The sequence below is a fragment of the Acidovorax sp. Root217 genome, assembly GCF_001428645.1.
Lineage (GTDB): Bacteria > Pseudomonadota > Gammaproteobacteria > Burkholderiales > Burkholderiaceae_C > Acidovorax.
The window spans coordinates 22,863-39,493 of record NZ_LMIH01000009.1 but is presented as its reverse complement, the minus strand read 5'-3'; the positions used below and the strand labels follow the sequence as shown (position 1 = coordinate 39,493).

The following is a 16,631-nucleotide window of genomic DNA, read 5'->3' as shown; positions in this document are numbered from 1 at the left end:
GCCCACCGGTGTGGGGCTGTCGGCTGAAGGCCTCTCCGGCACGTCCACAGGGGCTGCGGCCCTGGCAGAACTGGGGTTCCGCATCGAGCGGGTCACCGGCAACAACCCCGAGCTGACCAATGCCGGCCAGGTGTTCTATGCCACCCTGGGGCCCAATGAGCCGCTGTCGGTGCAGATCTTGAAGCCTACGGCAGGGGTGGGCTTCAACCCCAGCGTGCCGCTCGTCATCAACGGCAGCGCCAACCCTGCCGATGGCAAGCAGGCGGTGATCATCGACGCGCGCGGCCTGCCTGCAGGTTCGGTGATCCAGGTGGACAACATCGAGTTCATCGCCGTGGTGGGCAATGTGCGCGTCATCGGCGGCGCCGGCCAGAACATGGCCAGCGGCGATGGATCGGCCCAGTGGATCGTGCTCGGCCCCGATGACGACATCATCCACGGCGGTGGCGGCAACGATGTGGTCGGCAGCGAGGCCGGCGATGACCAGGTCTTTGGTGATGCCGGCGACGACATCGTGTTTGGCGGCGCAGGCAATGACCTGCTCTCGGGAGGTACGGGCAGTGACCGCCTGAACGGGGGCACCGGGTTTGACGTGGCGATCCAGGAGGGCACACGCGCCGACTACACCGTGACTCTCGAAGGCGCAGGCATCAAGCTGACCCATACCGCCAGTGGCGTCTCCGACTGGCTGGTGGATGTCGAGCAGGTGCGCTTTGCAACGGGCCCGAGCCTCACGGTGGCGCACAGCGCCGCAGAAGAAGCAGGCGCCTACCTGTTCCAGAAGTGGATTGGCCGCGATCTGAACCAGGGCGAAGGGGCCATCATCCAGAGCCTGACGGGCAAGACGGCGCTGGAAGTGGCCACGCTGTTCGCCCAAGTGTTCCCCGAGCAGAGTGCTGGCAAGACGCCCGCCCAATTGCTGGAAGGCATGGGTGCCGCAGGCGCCATCCGCGTGGATGCCGTGCGCGATATCACCGTGACCGGCGATGCGGGCAACAACACCATCACCCCCACGCTGGGCCTGGCCCGGTATGTGGATGGGGGTGCAGGCATCGACACAGTCGTCATCCCGGCAACCCTCTCACAGACCTATGTGCAATCCCAGAACAATGGCAGCTTCACCTTGCAACGCCTGACGGATGGGGCGATGCTGGATGTGACGCGGGTGGAGCGGGTCACGTTCAATGACACCAAGCTGGCGCTGGACCTGAACGGCCATGCGGGCGAAGCAGCCAAGCTGCTGGGTGCCCTGGGCGGGCCGGCTTTGCTGACCAACAAGGGCGTGGTGGGCGAGGTGATCCGGCTGCTGGATGCCGGGGCCAGCAGCCAGACCATTGCGGGGCTGGGGCTGCAGCTCTTGGGAGCGAGCACGCCTACGCAGATTGCGCAGACGCTGTGGACCAATGTGGTGGGCCGTGCGGGTACGGATGGGGAACTCAAGCTGCTGACCGACATCATGGCGGGTGGGGTATCAGCCTCCGAGCTGACGGTGATGGCGGCGAATCTGGAGCTGAACGCGGTGCGGATTGATCTGGTGGGGCTGGCGGCCAAGGGGATTGAGTTCGCCTGACGCGCCAGCGTGGCGGGGATACATGGTCATACGGGATATTGGCTATCCTGCCGCTGCCTGTTGGCCACCAGGGGGTAGCATCACCTCCAAACACTGAGCCTCGACCACCAAGCGCCGGACTGGGATGGAGCGGGCTGGACACCAAGGCCCGGATTGCCCCTCGACCGATGCCCAGCGCGTCTTGGTGCCTGACCGCCGCATCCGCGCCGTGTTCCCTCTGGCCCCCATGGCCGTGGTGCTGACCGCCGAGAGCCTGGCGGCCATGTGGCCGCCCCATCTGCCCAGGACCCAGGACAGCAGCACGGTGGCGGGGGCTGGGCACTTCGCCTTCATGGCGCAACCGTCCATGCCGCTGCCGTCCAGCAGTGTCTGTACATCGCTTGCTAGGGCAAAGCGCACTGCGGCCTGATGAAGACCGTTGCCCGGTTGGTGTGAGCGCTCAAGCCCTCAGCTTCACTCCAGCTGCCGAACGGCATCCTCTATCTTCCCGGCCAGTGCTTTGAGGGGCGCGCTGAGTTCGGCCTCCGTCTCCAGCGCGCTTTGCTGGGTGGTGACACTCATGTTGAGCACGTAGATGGTGCCGCTGGGCGCGACGATGGGGATCGCGAGGGCGACCACCTCGGGCTGCCAGGAGGCGGTGCAGTAGCCCTTTTCGCCGAACTGCTGCACCGCCGCGAGTATCTCTTCGCGCAACGCCTTCCAGCCGGACAGACGCTGCTGACCCAGCCTGGCCATCAGCTCCCGTCGCTGCGTTTCGGAGAGGGCGCACAGATACGCGCGCCCCAGGGATGTGAGTTCGATAGGCACGCGCTGGCCCGCCACCACGCTTCGCAGCGATACCTTCCTGTTGTAGCGGATGGACTCCAGGTACACCATCTCCTCGCGGTCCGCCACCGCCAGCCCGACGTTGACGCGCAGCTTCTCTGCTGCCGTGCGCATCAATGGCGCCGCGATCTGCAGCACCGGCGAGCCTGATCGCATGGCGTGCGCAAAGCTCAGCACCGGGGCCGCAAGCCGATAGGCGCGACGTGCGCCGTCGTGCTCCAGCAGACCGCACTGCACCAGGGTCTGCGCCAGTCTGCTGACGGTGGCCCGCGACAGCCCCGTGCGCTCCGCCAGCTCGCCGTTTCCCAGCAGATCAGCGCCGGGCCGAAACGCCCTCAGGAGCTCCACCCCGCGCTCCAGCGACCGGTTCAGTGTGGGTTTTTCATGGTTCTTGCGTCTTGCGGCATTGCTGGCGGGTGTGGTCATGGTGACTATTGTGGATGCATTTCATTTCCAACCAGTGGAATGAAGGGGATGCACTGGAGAAGGCGTTCTCTTACGCTAACCCTGTGAGTGAGGCGGCCGACGATGCCGCTCCTTGAGGCCACTTGCCGTGGGTCAAATCCCTATTAATGGAGACAAAAAATGCACCAATCCCTGCGTTCTGCGCGTTTGCGCATCACATCGGTCATCACGGCTGCAGCGGTCTTGAGCGGCCTGCACGCCGCTCCTGCCAACGCGGCGTTCCCCGACAAACCGGTTCGCATCATCGTGCCATTTGCGCCGGGTGGCGGTACGGACCTGGTGGCCCGCTCCATGACCGTGGTCATGGGCCAGGAGCTGGGCCAGCCGGTGATCATCGACAACAAGCCGGGTGCTGGAACCCTCATCGGAACCGATGCGGCTGCCAAGAGCGCGCCGGACGGCTACACCCTGGTGATGGCGACCGTCGCGCATGTGGTCAATCCCAGCATTCAGCCCAAGCTGCCCTACAACCCCGACAAGGACTTCGCGCCCGTGATGCTGGTGGGTGTATCACCCAATGTGCTGGTCGTGCGGGCCAGCAGTCCGTACAAATCCGTGAAGGACGTCATCGCCGCCGCCAAGGCGGCCCCAGGCAAGCTTTCCTTTGCGTCGCAGGGGGCGGGCACATCGGCCCATCTGGCCGGTGAATTGTTCAAGAACCTCACTGCAACGAACCTGATCCATGTGCCCTATCGCGGAGCGGGACCCGCCCTTACCGACTTGCTGGGCGGCCAGGTGGATGTGATGTTTGCCACAGCGGCAGCCGTGGGAACCATGGTTGACAAGGGGCAACTGCGAGCCTTGGCGGTGACGACGGCGGCACGCTCCAACTCACATGTCCTGTTGAAGGTGCCGACCGTCGCGGAGAGCGGCGTTCCGGGGTACGTGGCCGACAGCTGGTACGGCCTTTTCGCCCCTGCAGGAACACCTCCCGATGTGATCGAAAAGCTCAACGCCGCAGCCAGGAAGGCGGTCTTCACCGATGCCTTCCGCAAGAAGATGGAAGCCGAAGGGCTCATCGTCAAGGGCAGCTCACCCCAGGAATTCGACACCTACGCCAAGGGCGAAGAGGCCCGCTGGCGCAAGGTCGTCAAGGACAACAAGATCACCAATGACTAGCCTTTCGAAAGCAGAAAATGACCACAGAGCTCATTGAACTCAACGTTACCCATGGCATCGCCACGCTCACGCTGAACCGCCCTGACAAGCGCAATGCGATGAGCGACGATATGCGCACCGAGTTCATCGCGGCGCTGGAGCATGTCAGCGCCGAAAAATCGATACGGGCGCTGGTGCTCACCGGCAACGGCAAGGGATTCTGTGCGGGCGGTGACATCTCCGGCATGGAGCGCCGCATGAACGCCCCCACCGGGGAAATCGCCTTCAACGGCTGGCACCGCCAGCAGCGCGTGCACCACACGCAGACCCTGCTGCACACCATGCCCAAGCCCACCATCGCAGCCGTCAATGGCGCAGCGTCCGGCCTGGGTGCCGACACGGCGCTTGCATGCGACTTCATCATCGCCAGTGAATGGGCCAATTTCTCCTGGTCCTACATCCACCGCGGCATCATTCCCGATGGCGGAGGCATGTACTTCCTGCCCCGCCGCGTCGGGCTGCCCAAGGCCAAGGAGCTGATCTTCACGGGCCGCAAGGTCGATGTGGACGAGGCGCTGGCCATGGGCATCGTGGACCGAAAGACCTCGGCGCAGACGCTGGTGGTCGATGCGCAGGCCTGGGCAGCCGAGCTCAGCAAGGGCTCGGCCACCGCACTGGCGCTGGGCAAGGCGATCCTGGACCAAACCTTCGAGATGTCGGCACAGCAGGTGTTCGCACAAGGCAGCCAGGCACAAGGCATCTGCTACACGAGCACCGAGCACCGCGATGCGGTGATGGCCTTTTTGGCAAAGGCTTCGGCAACTGCCAGCAAGGAGTAACACCCATGAACGCCATTTCCCGCCTCCTCCAGCCCCGCAGCGTGGCCATCATTGGCGCATCCGCCGATGCCGCCAAGACCGCAGGCCGCCCCGTGTCCTATCTGCTCAAGCACGGCTTTGCCGGCGAAATCTACCCGGTCAACCCCAAGGTGGACCGGATCGGCGACCTGGTCTGCTACCCGGACATCGCTTCGCTGCCTGCGGTGCCTGACGTCGGTATCGTCCTGCTGGGCGCGGAGCGGGCGCACCTGGCCGTGCGGGACCTCGCAGCCCGGGGCACTGCCGCGGCCATCGTCCTGGCCAGCGGCTACACCGAAACTGGCGAAGACGGTGCCCGTCGGCAGCAGCAGCTGATCGAGGCCGCGGGCCACATGCGTATCCTGGGCCCCAACACCATCGGTCTCGTCAATTTGACCGACTCCATCGTGCTGTCGGCCACCGGTGCGCTGGAGATGGCGCATTTCCCGGTGGGCGGCATTGGCGTCGTGTCGCAAAGCGGCGGCATCCTGGGTGCACTGCTGTCGCGCGCAGCGGCGCGTGGCGTGGGCTTGTCCAAATTGATCTCCACCAGCAACGAGGTGGACCTGGAACTGGCCGACTTCATCGACCACCTGGCCGATGATGAGGCCACCAAGGTCATCGCCCTGTATGTGGAGACCGTGCGCGACCCCGCCAAATTCCGCAGCGCCTGCCTCAAGGCCGCGCGCGCCGGCAAGCCGGTGGTGGCGTTCAAGATCGGCCGCTCCGAAGCCGGAGCGAAGGCCGCCGTCTCGCACACCGGTGCGCTGGCTGGCGCCGACCGCATGTACGACGCGCTGTTCAAGCAGGTCGGCGTGATCCGCGCGCACACCTTCAGCGACCTGCTGGACATTCCGGCCGCGCTGGCCACCGGCCGCAAGCTGCATGGCAAGCGCGTCGCCATCCTGACCTCCACCGGCGGCGCGGGCACGCTGGTGTCTGACGATCTGGGCATGGCCGGTTTCGACACCCCCGCGCCCGACGCCGCCACCGCCGAGGCCCTGCGCGCGCTGCAGACCGGCGACCATGCCGTGCTGGACCGCAACCCCATCGACGTGACGCTGGCGGGCCTCCAACCCGACCTGCTGCGCGGGGCCATCAATGTGCTGCTGCAGAGCCCGAGCTACGACGCGCTGACCATCATCGTGGGCTCCTCCAGCCTGGCCATGCCCGAGCTGCTGGCCGGTGCCATAGAGGACTGCCTGCCCAACTCTGACAAGCCGGTAATCGCCTACGTCAGCCCGCATGCACCTGAAGTGGGTGCGCTGCTCACGCAGCGTGGCGTACCCGCATTCGCCGCTGCGGAGAGCTGCACGGCGGCCCTGCGCGCCATGTTCCAGGTGGCGCAGTTGCAGCCGCAGGTCGAGGCCAGCGAGCCGGCCGCGCTGGTGGCGGTGGACGGTTTGCCCACAGGTGCCCTGGACGAATACCAGGCCAAGCAGCTGTTCACACGCTTCGGCGTGCCCTGTGCGGGCGAACGCATCGTCGCCTCGCCCGCCGAGGCCGAAGCTGCAGCGCGTGAACTGGGTGGCCGCGTGGTGCTGAAGATTCTCTCGGCCGAGATCACGCACAAGAGCGACGTGGGCGGTGTGGCGGTGAACCTGACGGCCGAGACCATCGGTGCGCGCCTCGGCGCCATGGCGTCGGAAGTCGAGACCAAGGCCGGCGTGCTGCCCAAGCGCTTCCTCGTCCAGGAGATGGTCGGTGGCGGCACCGAGCTGATCCTGGGCATGCACCGTGACGCGCTGGGTACGGCCATCTTGCTGGGCATGGGGGGTGTCACGGCCGAGCTGTTCAAGGACACGAGCATGCGCCTGCTGCCACCCAACGGCTGGCTGTCGCGCGCTGATGCGCTGGCCATGGCGCAGGAGCTCAAGACCTGGCCGCTGCTGGATGGCTTCCGTGGCCGGCCGCTGGCCGACGTCGATGCACTGGTCAGCGCCATCGTGGCTTTCTCGCAGATGGCGGCCCAGCTCGGCGAGCGCCTGCTCGAAGCCGAGATCAACCCGGTGTTCGTGCTGCCCCAGGGCCAGGGCGTTCGCGCGGCCGACGGCGTGGTGGTGCTGGCCTGATGGCTGCGAAGCGGGCACGAAGTGCTTGAGAATTTGTCCCCCTGTCTGGAAACCTGAAATGCACGCTACAGAAATCTTTGCCCGGTACGCCACCGAATTCCAGCGGCAACCGCTGCCCGGCGAGGTGATTCACCACGCCAAGCGTGCCGTGATCGATTGGTACGCCTCCCTGTTCCCGGGGCTGAACACACCGCCCGTCGCGATCCTGGAGCAGACCCTGGTGGACGACCTCGACCGGGGGCGCGCTTTTCTGGGGGGCGGGCGTGCAAGCACCGCGCGCACCGCCGCACTCATCAACGGCGCTGCGGCGCATGCGGCCGAGGTGGACGACAGTTTTCGCGATGCGATGTACCACCCAGGCGCCGCCACCATTGCGGCCGCATTGGCTGCGGGGCAGGACCTTGGCGTCTCGGGTCTCGATTTTCTGCGCGGGGTGGTGCTCGGCTACGAGGTGTCTACCCGTATCGGCGTGGTGATGGGCCGGCCCCACTACCAGTTCTGGCACAGCACCGGCACCGTCGGCAGCTTTGGTGCCGCGGCTGCGGTGGGCGGGCTCATGCGGCTGGATGGGCCTGCGTTTGCCCATGCGCTGGCAACTGCCGCTACCTTTGCCGCAGGGCTTCAGCAGGCCTTCCGCATGGACTCGATGTCCAAGCCCCTGCATGCAGGGCGGGCGGCCGAGGCCGGCTTGCTTGCCGCTCAACTGGCCTCGCGCGGCCTGACCGGATCGCTCGACGTGCTGGACGGGGAAACCGGTCTGGGCCAGGCCATGAGCAATGGCCCCGATTGGTCCCAGGTCGGCGCAACGCTGGGACAGGACTTTCACATCACCCGCCTGACGTTCAAGAACCATATCGGGTGCGGCCACACGTTTGCAGCCATCGATGGCGCGCTGGAACTGCGGCAGCGTCACCACCTCCAGGCTGACCAGATCAAGAGCGTGCGGGTGGCGACCTACCGTCCCGCCCTCGACATCGCCTGCTACACCCATCCGACCACAGCCAACGAAGCACGCTTCAGCCTGAGCTACGTGGTGGCCACTGCGCTGTCGCACGGCAGCGTTCGCCTGGCAGCCTACGAGCCGGACCGCCTGGACGACCCGGCCACACGCGCGCTGATGGAGCGCACGACGGTCGAGGTGGATCCGGTGCTCGATGCCGCCTTTCCTGGCCAGCGGGCTGCGCGTATCGACATCGAGACCGTGGATGGGCGCCGGCTCTCGCACTTTCAGCCCAACCGCAAAGGCGACCCGGAGCAGGCCCTCACGGACGCCGAGCTGGAAGGCAAGTTTCTGGAGTTGGCAGAACCTGTCATCGGGCAGGCACGGTCCCAGTCGCTGCTGGCCAGGATCTGGGCGCTGGACGCAAGCGCAAGCCTTGCGCTGTGATGGCTGGCGCGTCCTGGCATATCGATGGGTTCGCGCTGGCTGATCTGTTCCGAAGCCACAGGCGGTAGGGGTGGATCAGGTTGCGCGCCTCACTGCCACATACAGCCAGCATGCGAAGACGCCGTTCTCTGGGTCCATCGCAAAGTCCTCGTCATAGACCTCGATGGCCGGCCGCGCATCCAGCACCCAGCCCTCGGGGATCTGCCCCGGGGCGCCCATGCTGGCCCAGGCCGCACCGATCTCGGCGCTCGTGCCTTCGAAGCGCTTGCACGCATAGTCGCCGCCCGGAAAATCCTGTACCTGCGCATCCGTCCCCGTGCGCAGACCCACGCCCACCTGCACGCAGGCGTCGTAGCGGCATTGCCCGGGCGGCGTGCAGGCGGGGTTGTCCAGGCTGATGCCGTAAAACTTGGGGCGTGGCTCGCTCAGGCGGTGCTCGGCGCACCACTGGCCAAAGCGCTCCCATAGCTGGCCTAGGGCGGGGCCGTAGGGGCCGGTGTGGCGCATGTAGGCCAGGCGCATTTTGGGTAGTTGGCGGATTTCGAGGGGCATGGTCAGTGTCTCCGTTGTCTGGGTTGGCGGTATGCGGCATGCGCTGTTGGCTCCGGACCTATTTTGCCCACAGACGCCCGCTGGATTCCTTTTGGCGCGTGCACGTGGCATCGGCGCGCGCGGCCCCGCCGAGCCCCGGCTCGTGTGAGAAGGCGGCGCGGCACAGAGTGTGAGGGGGCGGATTCAACGGCGAAGCGCGACAGCTGGTATCGTCAAGTCAAGCCCCGGACCCCTCGCATGAACGACAAACTGCTGGCCCTTCGACTTTTCGCGCGCGTTGCACGCACGGGAAGCTTCTCCGCCGCAGCGCGGGAGCTCGATCTGTCGCAGCCGTCGGTCTCACGCATCATCGCGGCACTGGAAAAGGACGTGGGCGGAGCTTTGGTCACCCGAACGACGCGGGCCGTCACGCTCACCGACGTCGGCAGCGACTATCTGGCACGTGTGGAAACGATCCTGGCGGCGCTTGAAGAGGCCGACCATGTGGCGCGGGGATCGCTTGAATTGCGTGGGTCGCTGCGTGTCGCCATGCCCTCGAGCTTTGGCGTGCGCGAAATCGTTCCGGTGATGCCGGGATTTCTCGCGCGCCATCCTGCACTGAACGTCAGCTTGTTGATGAGCGACCAACGGCAAGACACCATCAAGGAAGGTGTCGATGTCGCCCTGCGCCTCGGCGCGTTGGCAGACTCGAGCGCAACCGCCCGCCTGATGGGCCGAACGCAACGGATCGTTGCGGCATCGCCCACCTACCTGAAGGCGAACGGCACGCCCAAGGCACCAGCAGACTTGGCTGCGCATGCGGTGATCGTAGGGCCTGCAGGAACGAGCGCCGGCACGTGGTCCTTTGAGAGGGAGGGCCAGAGCGTATCCGTGCGCATCCACAGTCGTCTGAACGTGTCCGCCAACGAAGCGGCGGTCGCCGCCGCTGTGGCAGGCATCGGTGTAGTGACGACAGCCCTGTGGGGCTGTCGTGCCGAACTGGCCAACGGTTCGCTGATTCAGGTGCTGTCGGATTGGCGCATGGGCGATGTCGAAGTCCACGGCATGTTCACGCCAGGACGACCGCCCAAGCCCTCGGCACGCGCGCTGGTCGAATACCTGATCGCGGAACTTCGTCGGTAGGAACGTGCGCGGTGCCCCGCTTGTCAGCCGGGCAGCTTCGCCGCCAGCAGGTCGATCTTCTCGATGCTCGGTGGCGTGCTGAGCAGGGCCTCGGCGTTGGCCATCAACGCAGCGGCAATGGGGCCGCTCAGGTGGGCCTGGCGGCCCTCCTCATCGGCAAAAGTGTCAAAGACGCCAAACGTGGAGGGGCCGAACCGCAACGCGAACCAGGTGGTGGTCTGCAACTCGGCGTTGGCAAGTGGCAGGGCGCCGGCAAGGAAAGCGGCAACGGCTGCCTCCTGGCCTGGCTTGGCCTCGAGGCGGACGAACAGGGCAAATTTGGACATGGGGTGATCCTCTGGTCGAACAGGTGAATGAGGTTGCGAGCCGTGAGTTTCCCCGTCATCGCTGTAGTCAGCGAGTGGCAAGAACGCCAACATCATTATCATTATTGCCATGCGCCTCCACATTCTCGTTCTTGATGGTGTGTTCGACCTGGGCCTGGCGGCGCTTGCCGACACGTTCGGCACGGCCAACCAGTTGGCGGGGTCGCTCGCGCAGGTGCCTGGGCCTGTTGAAGTGACGCTGGTGGGCGTTCGGCGACGCGTGCGCACCGCGCAGGGGCTCACGGTGCCGGTCGTGCCTGTGAGCCAGGTGATGGCGCCTGATGTGGTGCTCGTGCCCGCGCTCGGCGCCAAGATGCCGGACGTGCTTGCGGCGCGCCTCGCGCAAGCAGACGTTGCCGACGCCATCCTTGCCTTGCAGCGGTGGTCGAACGCCGGTGCTATGGCGGGTGCGGCATGCACCGGCACATTTGTACTGGCCGAGAGCGCATTGCTCAATGGCCACCGCGCCACGACGTCGTGGTGGCTGGCGCCGATGTTTCGGCAGCGTTATGCGCAGGTCGCGCTCGACGAATCCAGCATGTTCGTGAAGTCCTCCGGATTCATCACGGCCGGCGCAGCCCTCGCTCATCTCGACCTTGCGCTGAGCATCGTCCGCAGTCGCAGCCCTGCGCTGGCGACGCTGGCGGCGCGCTACCTGCTGATCGAGGCGCGCGGCTCGCAAGCCGAGTTCGTCATCCCGGACCACCTGTCCCACGCAGACCCCGTCGTCGAGCGTTTCGAGGGCTGGGCCAGGCAGCAACTGGCACGGGGTTTCTCACTCGACGAGGCGGCCATCGCAGTTGGCGCCAGCAAGCGCACATTGTCGCGGCGCCTGCACAGCGTCCTGGGAAAGACGCCGCTGTCGTACTTCCAGGACCTGCGTGTCGAACGTGCGGTGCATCTGTTGCGCACGGGCAGCGAGAGCATCGACCAGATCGCTGCGCAGATCGGTTACGCCGATGGTGTCAGCTTGCGCGTCTTGTTGCGGCGCAAGCTGGGCCGCGGCGTCCGGGAGTTGCGCACGCGTGCCTGAATGGGGCCGAACGCGCCCCATCGCTGAAGGTCAAAGGGAGGCAAACGCGGGGTGACCTGGCTTGCTTGGCCGGGGGCGATTCCTTGCCCAGCGTCCTGAGATCTTCGTCCCGATTCGTGGGGTGAGCGATCCGTCTGGCGAATAAGTCTTAGTTGCCTGCGCACCTATTCACGCGTGCCTCGATCATCGACAGTTCGTCCAGGCGCCAAGGTGGCGCCGTCAACCCAAAGGACAGAAATCCATGACCACTCTCAACGGCAAGGTCGCCATCGTCACCGGTGCCTCCAAAGGCATCGGCGCCGGAATCGCCAGGCTTTTCGCCCAATCCGGCGCTTCGGTCGTCGTGAACTACTCGACCAGCAAGGACGCAGCGGATGCTCTGGTCGCCGAGATCAAGGGTGCCGGCGGCAAGGCCGTCGCCATCCAGGCCGACTTCTCGAAGACCGCTGACATCAAGCGGCTTTTCGAAGAATCGAAGCGCGCCTTCGGCACGCTCGACATCCTCGTGAACAATGCTGGCGTCTACGCGTTCGGCCCTCTCGAAACCGCAACGGAGCAGGAATTCCATCGCGAGTTCACCACCAACGTGCTCGGCGTCATCACCGCGACGCAAGAAGCGGCCAGGTACTTCGGGCCGAATGGCGGCAGCATCATCAACATCAGCTCCATCGCCAGTGTCGGCTTCATGCCCAACTCGGTGATCTACGCTGCGAGCAAGAGCGCGGTCGACGCCATCACGCGCGTGACCGCGATGGAGCTCGCGCCGAAGAATATCCGCGTCAACACCCTGGCGCCGGGTGGCACCATCACCGAAGGCATCGCAGCGCTGGGCTGGTCGGAGGAGACGGTCAAGGCCATTGTCGCAACGATCCCGTTCGGTCGTCCGGGCAAGCCGCAAGACATCGCCCGCGTGGCGCTGTTCCTGGCCTCCGATGATTCGGCCTGGGTGACCGGCGAGCGGATCACCGCCTCCGGCGGCCAGCGCGCCTGACCGGCCCGGCCTGATCAAAGCAGAGGCTGTCGAGCAAACGGCTTTGATTCTCGACCTCGGGGCGAATTCGGCGCCTTTTCGCGCAGGTCGTTGATGTCATCAAGGCCAGGATCAGTGGCCCGAAGGCACGCTCCACCGTTCAAGGCCAAGGCGGTGATTTCACCGCGGCAAGAACATCGGGGACCGAAGTCTTGGTCGCTGCGCCGGCGTCGTTGTGGCGGCATGTTGGCCTGCCGAGGCTGCCCGGATTTGCCGCCATGCCGGCCAAGCCGCAGGAAACCTGCACGCCAATTGGCGACAATGGGGGGATTCGCCACTGTCACCGGGATCCCACTCCATGCAATTCGCCGACCGCCTGAACAATGTAGAAACCTCTGCCATCCGCGAGCTCTTCAAGCTCCTGGGCAAGCCCGGCATCATCAGCTTTGCCGGTGGTTTCCCCGACAGCGCCATGTTCGACGTGGAAGGCATCCGCGCGGCCAGCAACCAGGCGCTGACGGACGAGCCCGGTGCGGCGCTGCAGTACGGCGCCACCGAAGGCTACCAGCCCCTGCGCGAGCAGCTCGCCGCCTTCATGGCCAGCAAGGGCGCCACGGACCTCGTCCCCGAGAACCTCATCGTCACCACCGGCAGCCAGCAGGCGCTGGACCTCCTGGGCAAGACCCTCATCAGCCCCGGCGACAAGGTCATCGTCGAAGGCCCCACCTTCCTGGCCACCATCCAGTGCTTTCGCCTGTACGGCGCCGAACTCATCAGCGCCCCCATCGATGAAAACGGCGTAAAGACCGACGAGCTGGAAAAGCTCATCGCCGAGCACAAGCCGAAATTCGTTTACCTGATCCCCACCTTCGGCAACCCCAGCGGCGTGATGCTGAGCCTGGAGCGCCGCAAACAGGTGCTGGAGATGGCCGTGAAGCACCAGACCCTGATCGTCGAGGACGACCCCTACGGCGACCTGTACTTCGGCGAAGCGCCGCCACCGAGCCTGCTCAACCTGTCGGCCACGGTGCCCGGAAGCCGCGAGCTGCTGGCGCACTGCGGCTCCATGAGCAAGGTGCTCTCACCCGGCCTGCGCGTGGGCTGGATGATCGCCCCCGCTGAGCTGCTGGCCAAGGCCACCATGTGCAAACAGTTCAGCGATGCGCACACCAGTACCTTCGCCCAGGCCACCGCTGCCCAGTACCTCAAGGCCGGCCGCATGCCTGCCACCCTGGCCAAGGTGCGCAAGGTGTATGCCGAACGCGCCCAAGCCATGGGCGATGCGCTGCGCAAGGAGCTGGGCGACGCCATCGAATTCGTGCAGCCCCAGGGTGGCCTGTTCGTGTGGGCCCGCCTCACGGGTGCGGGCGGCAAGGTGGCGGACGGCAACGTGCTGGCCAAGCGCGCGATCGAAAAGGGCGTGGCCTTCGTGCCCGGCACGCCGTTCTACTGTGCCAATCCTGACAACGCCACCCTGCGCCTGTCGTTCGCCACGGCCGACGTGGAGAAGATCCGCGAAGGTGTGGCGCGCCTGGGTCAGGCCCTCTGATGGAGTCGGCCTCGGGCCCGGGCGCTGACCATCAGCGCATCATCGAGCGGCTGGAGAGCCTGGAGATCAAGGCCAGCTTCACCGAGGACCTGCTGGACCAGCTCAACCTGACCATCTACCGCCAGCAGGAGCTGATCGACCGGCTTACGCAGGAGGTTATCCAGCTGCGGCAGCAGGCGCCAGATGGCGGGGCGGGCGGGGCGCCGCGCAATCTGCGTGACGAGTTGCCGCCGCACTACTGAGGTAACGTGCTGTGGAGGTCAGCTGACGCCGCAAGCCCTGACATACACCTGCGTCGTGTCGTAGCGATCGAGCTTCAGCAGATGGATGGCGCGGACCATGGACTCGCTGCGGTTGCGGACCTTGGAAATGAAGTACGCAACCCGCCAGCGCACCTCGTGGTCCGGGTGGCTGGCCAGCGCGAACAGCAGGTCTCCGCAGTCCTCGAACAGGGCAGGGGCGGTGCCCATGGTGTAGAGCACCGTTGGTAGAAAGGGGCAGTCCTTATCGGCCAGCGCCTCGCGGATCATGGGGCGGACCTGCGCGTCGGCGATCTGGGCATCGGCGATGAACTGCAGCACCCAGTCGCGCGCGCCGGGGACCGGGTTGTCATTCCACAGGGAGATCAGCCCGCCCAGATGTTGCCGCACCAGTTTGGCGGACAAGGGGTGGTCCTCGAAGTGGCCCAACCCGCGGGCGTTCAGGCGCTGCACCACTTGGGCCGTATGTTCGCGGCCACCGCTGGCGAACGCAATGAAGTCTTCCTTGTCCTGCTTGAGCATGGTCGGTCTTGGCGGGGTAGCGGTCGATTGGCGGTGGTGCAGCGTTCAAGGACTGCAAGCGACGCCGCGCAGGCGAAGCGCCCGGCACAACAGGTCAAGGCGCACATCGTTGTCTTCTTCGGCAACGAAGTACTGCCCCTGGGCGAGGGCGGCCTGGGCTGCGGGGAACGCGTGCACCGGCGGGTCGTAGTTGCGTACGGATCCCTCCAGGTAGTAGTCGAATTCGTGGGGGCCGGATTTGCGGGAGAACACGCAGTCGTGCCCTGCGAGCCAGCGGGCAAAGTCCTTGCCCACGCGGTGCAGCTCGGGGAACAGGCTGCGCAGGGGGCTGGCGAGAAAATGGACCTCGCCCACCGTCCAGAGCACACCCCGTTTCACCTGGGGCGAAAACACCGTCACCACGGGCGAGCGGGTCGCGTCGATCTGGCCATCGGCCCGATACACCAGCGCCCCCAGGTGCTCAAAATGCAGCACCGTGGCGCGCGCGGTCGGCACCTCTGTGGGGGCCGGGTCGAGGGCCCGGAACCATGCCAGGACCGGTGATGGGGCTGCTGGATCTGCGATGAATCGGTAGGTGTTTGCCATGCTGGCTATGTTCCTGCGAAGGCGCGCCGCTCCTCGTCGACGAGAAGGTGGGCAACGGCCGCCCGGTCCGGTGCGGAGAAAGGGCAGGCCTCGATGGAACGCCGCACGGCATCCCAGGCCATGCGCCGCAACTCGGCGTCGCGCTCGGGGCCATGTTCCCAGGGGCCCAGCCCGCACAGGACCTGGAAGGCGCCGTCGCGGTTGGGTGCCTCTTCAAGAAAACCCAGTGGCTGGCTGTTGGTCAGGCCCACGAGAAGAAATTCGTGGATGGGGTGGGCCAGGGGTTGTGCTGCAAACGAGGCCACCAGGGCATCGAACCCAGGCCTGATGCGCCGCATCGCCTTGCCAAAGGCGCGGGTCTCCGAGGCGATGCCGATCGACAGGTGCATGGTGGTCTGCCGTTCAATGTTCGGCGTGGGCCATTGCCGCCTGGAACCTGGCCGTCAGTTCGTTGTTCAGGCCCATCTTCTGTGCCAGAAAGAGGTATTCCTGCATCCTCTGGGGCGGAAGGTTCTTGCGTTGGCGCTGGAGCAGCTCCTGCCCGCCCTCCAGGCGCTGCAGCCAATCAAGGTAGCACGCATGCGCGTTCTGCAGGTGGCCGGCCCGCTCCCAGGCGTACCCGGCGATGGCCGCCGCATTGGGGTCGACCTGCTGCGCCAGCACCTGGGGGTCGCGCAGCGACGCGAGCCAGGGTTCACCCATCTGGGCGAGCGCGGTCACGACGCGCTCCAGGGACGAGAGCAGTTGTTCCTGGGTACGGCAGGGCCAGGTGTGCCTGCGCCGGCCCACCTTGCCCAGGCTGAGGTAGGGGCCGCAGATGAATCCGCTGGCGACAGGGTCGTAGGGTTGGCCCAGCAGCGCTTCCATGAAATCCGTGAGGTCCGAGGGCTGATAGGAAATCAGTACGGCGAAGTTCTCGAAGCCACGGCCGGGGTCGAGGGCCAGCTTGTCGAAGCCGCCGGCGTCGTGGCGTACAAAGGTACCGGGGGCTACGCTCGTCCAGGCCGGGACGGTGGATTGGTTGAGCAGATACGCGTCTGCGATGCGGTCAAAGTCTTTGCCCAGCATGAAAGGAAGTCCCTCAGGTGCGCCATTTTTTGGCAGGCGATTACCGCAAATCGTAAACGTGTTCGGCACCCGTCCGGGACATTTTTTGAAAGCCGCGCGGTTCCTTGGGCGTGCTGCCACAACGCTGTGGCCGCATCCGTCACCGCCCGCTGCCCGCTTCTTTACCTCTCTTGCGGAAGGTTGTGGTGCGGTGGTGGTGATGGTTGCTGCTTGCCTTGGTGGAGGGCGGAGGCCGGGTCTCGGCCCGGCGGCCGAGGTACCTTTCTTTGAGTCGCCAAAGAAAGGTACCCCAAAGAAAGGCGACCCCGCTGCCCGTGTCCCCACTCGCCCT

17 protein-coding genes are annotated in these 16,631 nt (G+C 65.9%); 10 read left to right on the top strand and 7 right to left on the bottom strand.

The window, feature by feature from the left end:
• Positions 1-1,570 (top strand): calcium-binding protein (locus tag ASE31_RS08245; protein ID WP_162261385.1); only part of this gene is annotated, 1,570 nt, incomplete at its 5' end.
• 453 nt (positions 1,571-2,023) lie between these two features.
• Here ASE31_RS08245 and ASE31_RS08235 read toward each other — a convergent pair.
• Positions 2,024-2,821, bottom strand: a complete 798-nt coding sequence (locus ASE31_RS08235; RefSeq protein ID WP_057201142.1) for an IclR family transcriptional regulator — start codon at positions 2,819-2,821, stop codon at positions 2,024-2,026.
• A 159-nt stretch (positions 2,822-2,980) separates the two neighbouring features.
• Here ASE31_RS08235 and ASE31_RS08230 point away from each other — a divergent pair, with 159 nt between their 5' ends.
• Genes ASE31_RS08230 through ASE31_RS08215 form a run of 4 tightly spaced genes read left to right on the top strand, consistent with a single transcriptional unit; the run spans position 2,981 to position 8,274 of the window.
• Complete coding sequence (locus ASE31_RS08230; RefSeq protein WP_057201140.1) at positions 2,981-3,979, top strand: tripartite tricarboxylate transporter substrate binding protein; 999 nt, start codon at positions 2,981-2,983, stop codon at positions 3,977-3,979.
• 17 nt (positions 3,980-3,996) lie between these two features.
• Positions 3,997-4,797, top strand: coding sequence for an enoyl-CoA hydratase/isomerase family protein (locus ASE31_RS08225; RefSeq protein WP_057201138.1), 801 nt, complete (start codon positions 3,997-3,999; stop codon positions 4,795-4,797).
• Positions 4,798-4,802: 5 nt separating this feature from the next.
• Positions 4,803-6,887, top strand: coding sequence for an acetate--CoA ligase family protein (locus ASE31_RS08220; RefSeq protein ID WP_057201137.1), 2,085 nt, complete (start codon positions 4,803-4,805; stop codon positions 6,885-6,887).
• 58 nt (positions 6,888-6,945) lie between these two features.
• On the top strand, positions 6,946-8,274 hold the full coding sequence (locus ASE31_RS08215) for an MmgE/PrpD family protein (RefSeq protein ID WP_057201135.1): 1,329 nt from the start codon (positions 6,946-6,948) through the stop codon (positions 8,272-8,274).
• A gap of 75 nt (positions 8,275-8,349) precedes the next feature.
• Here ASE31_RS08215 and ASE31_RS08210 read toward each other — a convergent pair whose 3' ends face one another.
• Complete coding sequence (locus ASE31_RS08210; RefSeq protein WP_057201133.1) at positions 8,350-8,826, bottom strand: GyrI-like domain-containing protein; 477 nt, start codon at positions 8,824-8,826, stop codon at positions 8,350-8,352.
• A 237-nt stretch (positions 8,827-9,063) separates the two neighbouring features.
• Between ASE31_RS08210 and ASE31_RS08205 the strand changes: the two genes are divergently transcribed.
• Positions 9,064-9,948: a LysR family transcriptional regulator gene (locus ASE31_RS08205; RefSeq protein ID WP_057201131.1), complete on the top strand. Its 885-nt coding sequence runs from the start codon at positions 9,064-9,066 to the stop codon at positions 9,946-9,948.
• Between the two features lie 23 nt (positions 9,949-9,971).
• Here the strand turns inward: ASE31_RS08205 and ASE31_RS08200 are convergent, their stop codons facing one another.
• Entirely contained in the window at positions 9,972-10,274 is a 303-nt protein-coding gene (locus ASE31_RS08200) for a hypothetical protein (protein WP_057201129.1), read from the bottom strand.
• A gap of 109 nt (positions 10,275-10,383) precedes the next feature.
• Between ASE31_RS08200 and ASE31_RS08195 the strand changes: the two genes are divergently transcribed.
• The 4 genes from ASE31_RS08195 (at position 10,384) to ASE31_RS08180 (ending at position 14,107) form a co-directional block, all read left to right on the top strand.
• Positions 10,384-11,346: a GlxA family transcriptional regulator gene (locus ASE31_RS08195; protein WP_057201127.1), complete on the top strand. Its 963-nt coding sequence runs from the start codon at positions 10,384-10,386 to the stop codon at positions 11,344-11,346.
• 241 nt (positions 11,347-11,587) lie between these two features.
• Positions 11,588-12,337, top strand: a complete 750-nt coding sequence (locus tag ASE31_RS08190; protein ID WP_057201125.1) for an SDR family NAD(P)-dependent oxidoreductase — start codon at positions 11,588-11,590, stop codon at positions 12,335-12,337.
• 337 nt (positions 12,338-12,674) lie between these two features.
• Positions 12,675-13,865, top strand: coding sequence for a PLP-dependent aminotransferase family protein (locus ASE31_RS08185; RefSeq protein WP_057201124.1), 1,191 nt, complete (start codon positions 12,675-12,677; stop codon positions 13,863-13,865).
• The gene (locus ASE31_RS08180; RefSeq protein ID WP_057201122.1) at positions 13,865-14,107 is read left to right on the top strand and encodes a SlyX family protein; all 243 of its coding nucleotides are present in this window, start codon (positions 13,865-13,867) and stop codon (positions 14,105-14,107) included. The genes ASE31_RS08185 and ASE31_RS08180 overlap by 1 nt, the downstream gene beginning before the upstream one ends.
• 18 nt (positions 14,108-14,125) lie before the next feature.
• On the opposite strand, the gene ASE31_RS08175 is transcribed toward ASE31_RS08180, so the two are convergent.
• From ASE31_RS08175 to ASE31_RS08160, 4 genes are read right to left on the bottom strand one after another with little or no spacing between them, the layout of a single operon-like run.
• Complete coding sequence (locus tag ASE31_RS08175) at positions 14,126-14,647, bottom strand: hypothetical protein (RefSeq protein WP_057201120.1); 522 nt, start codon at positions 14,645-14,647, stop codon at positions 14,126-14,128.
• A gap of 45 nt (positions 14,648-14,692) precedes the next feature.
• A complete protein-coding gene (locus ASE31_RS08170) occupies positions 14,693-15,232 on the bottom strand; it encodes a hypothetical protein (protein ID WP_157412410.1) in 540 nt (179 codons plus the stop codon).
• A gap of 5 nt (positions 15,233-15,237) precedes the next feature.
• Positions 15,238-15,621: a hypothetical protein gene (locus ASE31_RS08165; protein ID WP_057201116.1), complete on the bottom strand. Its 384-nt coding sequence runs from the start codon at positions 15,619-15,621 to the stop codon at positions 15,238-15,240.
• A gap of 13 nt (positions 15,622-15,634) precedes the next feature.
• On the bottom strand, positions 15,635-16,300 hold the full coding sequence (locus ASE31_RS08160) for a hypothetical protein (RefSeq protein WP_057201114.1): 666 nt from the start codon (positions 16,298-16,300) through the stop codon (positions 15,635-15,637).
• Positions 16,301-16,631: the final 331 nt, after the last annotated feature.

Excerpts from the sequence above, each read along its gene's own strand:
- ASE31_RS08235 (WP_057201142.1), bottom strand. The coding sequence starts at position 2,821 with ATGACCACACCCGCCAGCAATGCCGCAAGACGCAAGAACCATGAAAAA.
- ASE31_RS08230 (WP_057201140.1), top strand. The coding sequence starts at position 2,981 with ATGCACCAATCCCTGCGTTCTGCGCGTTTGCGCATCACATCGGTCATC.
- ASE31_RS08225 (WP_057201138.1), top strand. The coding sequence starts at position 3,997 with ATGACCACAGAGCTCATTGAACTCAACGTTACCCATGGCATCGCCACG.
- ASE31_RS08220 (WP_057201137.1), top strand. The coding sequence starts at position 4,803 with ATGAACGCCATTTCCCGCCTCCTCCAGCCCCGCAGCGTGGCCATCATT.
- ASE31_RS08215 (WP_057201135.1), top strand. The coding sequence starts at position 6,946 with ATGCACGCTACAGAAATCTTTGCCCGGTACGCCACCGAATTCCAGCGG.
- ASE31_RS08210 (WP_057201133.1), bottom strand. The coding sequence starts at position 8,826 with ATGCCCCTCGAAATCCGCCAACTACCCAAAATGCGCCTGGCCTACATG.
- ASE31_RS08205 (WP_057201131.1), top strand. The coding sequence starts at position 9,064 with ATGAACGACAAACTGCTGGCCCTTCGACTTTTCGCGCGCGTTGCACGC.
- ASE31_RS08200 (WP_057201129.1), bottom strand. The coding sequence starts at position 10,274 with ATGTCCAAATTTGCCCTGTTCGTCCGCCTCGAGGCCAAGCCAGGCCAG.
- ASE31_RS08195 (WP_057201127.1), top strand. The coding sequence starts at position 10,384 with ATGCGCCTCCACATTCTCGTTCTTGATGGTGTGTTCGACCTGGGCCTG.
- ASE31_RS08190 (WP_057201125.1), top strand. The coding sequence starts at position 11,588 with ATGACCACTCTCAACGGCAAGGTCGCCATCGTCACCGGTGCCTCCAAA.
- ASE31_RS08185 (WP_057201124.1), top strand. The coding sequence starts at position 12,675 with ATGCAATTCGCCGACCGCCTGAACAATGTAGAAACCTCTGCCATCCGC.
- ASE31_RS08180 (WP_057201122.1), top strand. The coding sequence starts at position 13,865 with ATGGAGTCGGCCTCGGGCCCGGGCGCTGACCATCAGCGCATCATCGAG.
- ASE31_RS08175 (WP_057201120.1), bottom strand. The coding sequence starts at position 14,647 with ATGCTCAAGCAGGACAAGGAAGACTTCATTGCGTTCGCCAGCGGTGGC.
- ASE31_RS08170 (WP_157412410.1), bottom strand. The coding sequence starts at position 15,232 with ATGGCAAACACCTACCGATTCATCGCAGATCCAGCAGCCCCATCACCG.
- ASE31_RS08165 (WP_057201116.1), bottom strand. The coding sequence starts at position 15,621 with ATGCACCTGTCGATCGGCATCGCCTCGGAGACCCGCGCCTTTGGCAAG.
- ASE31_RS08160 (WP_057201114.1), bottom strand. The coding sequence starts at position 16,300 with ATGCTGGGCAAAGACTTTGACCGCATCGCAGACGCGTATCTGCTCAAC.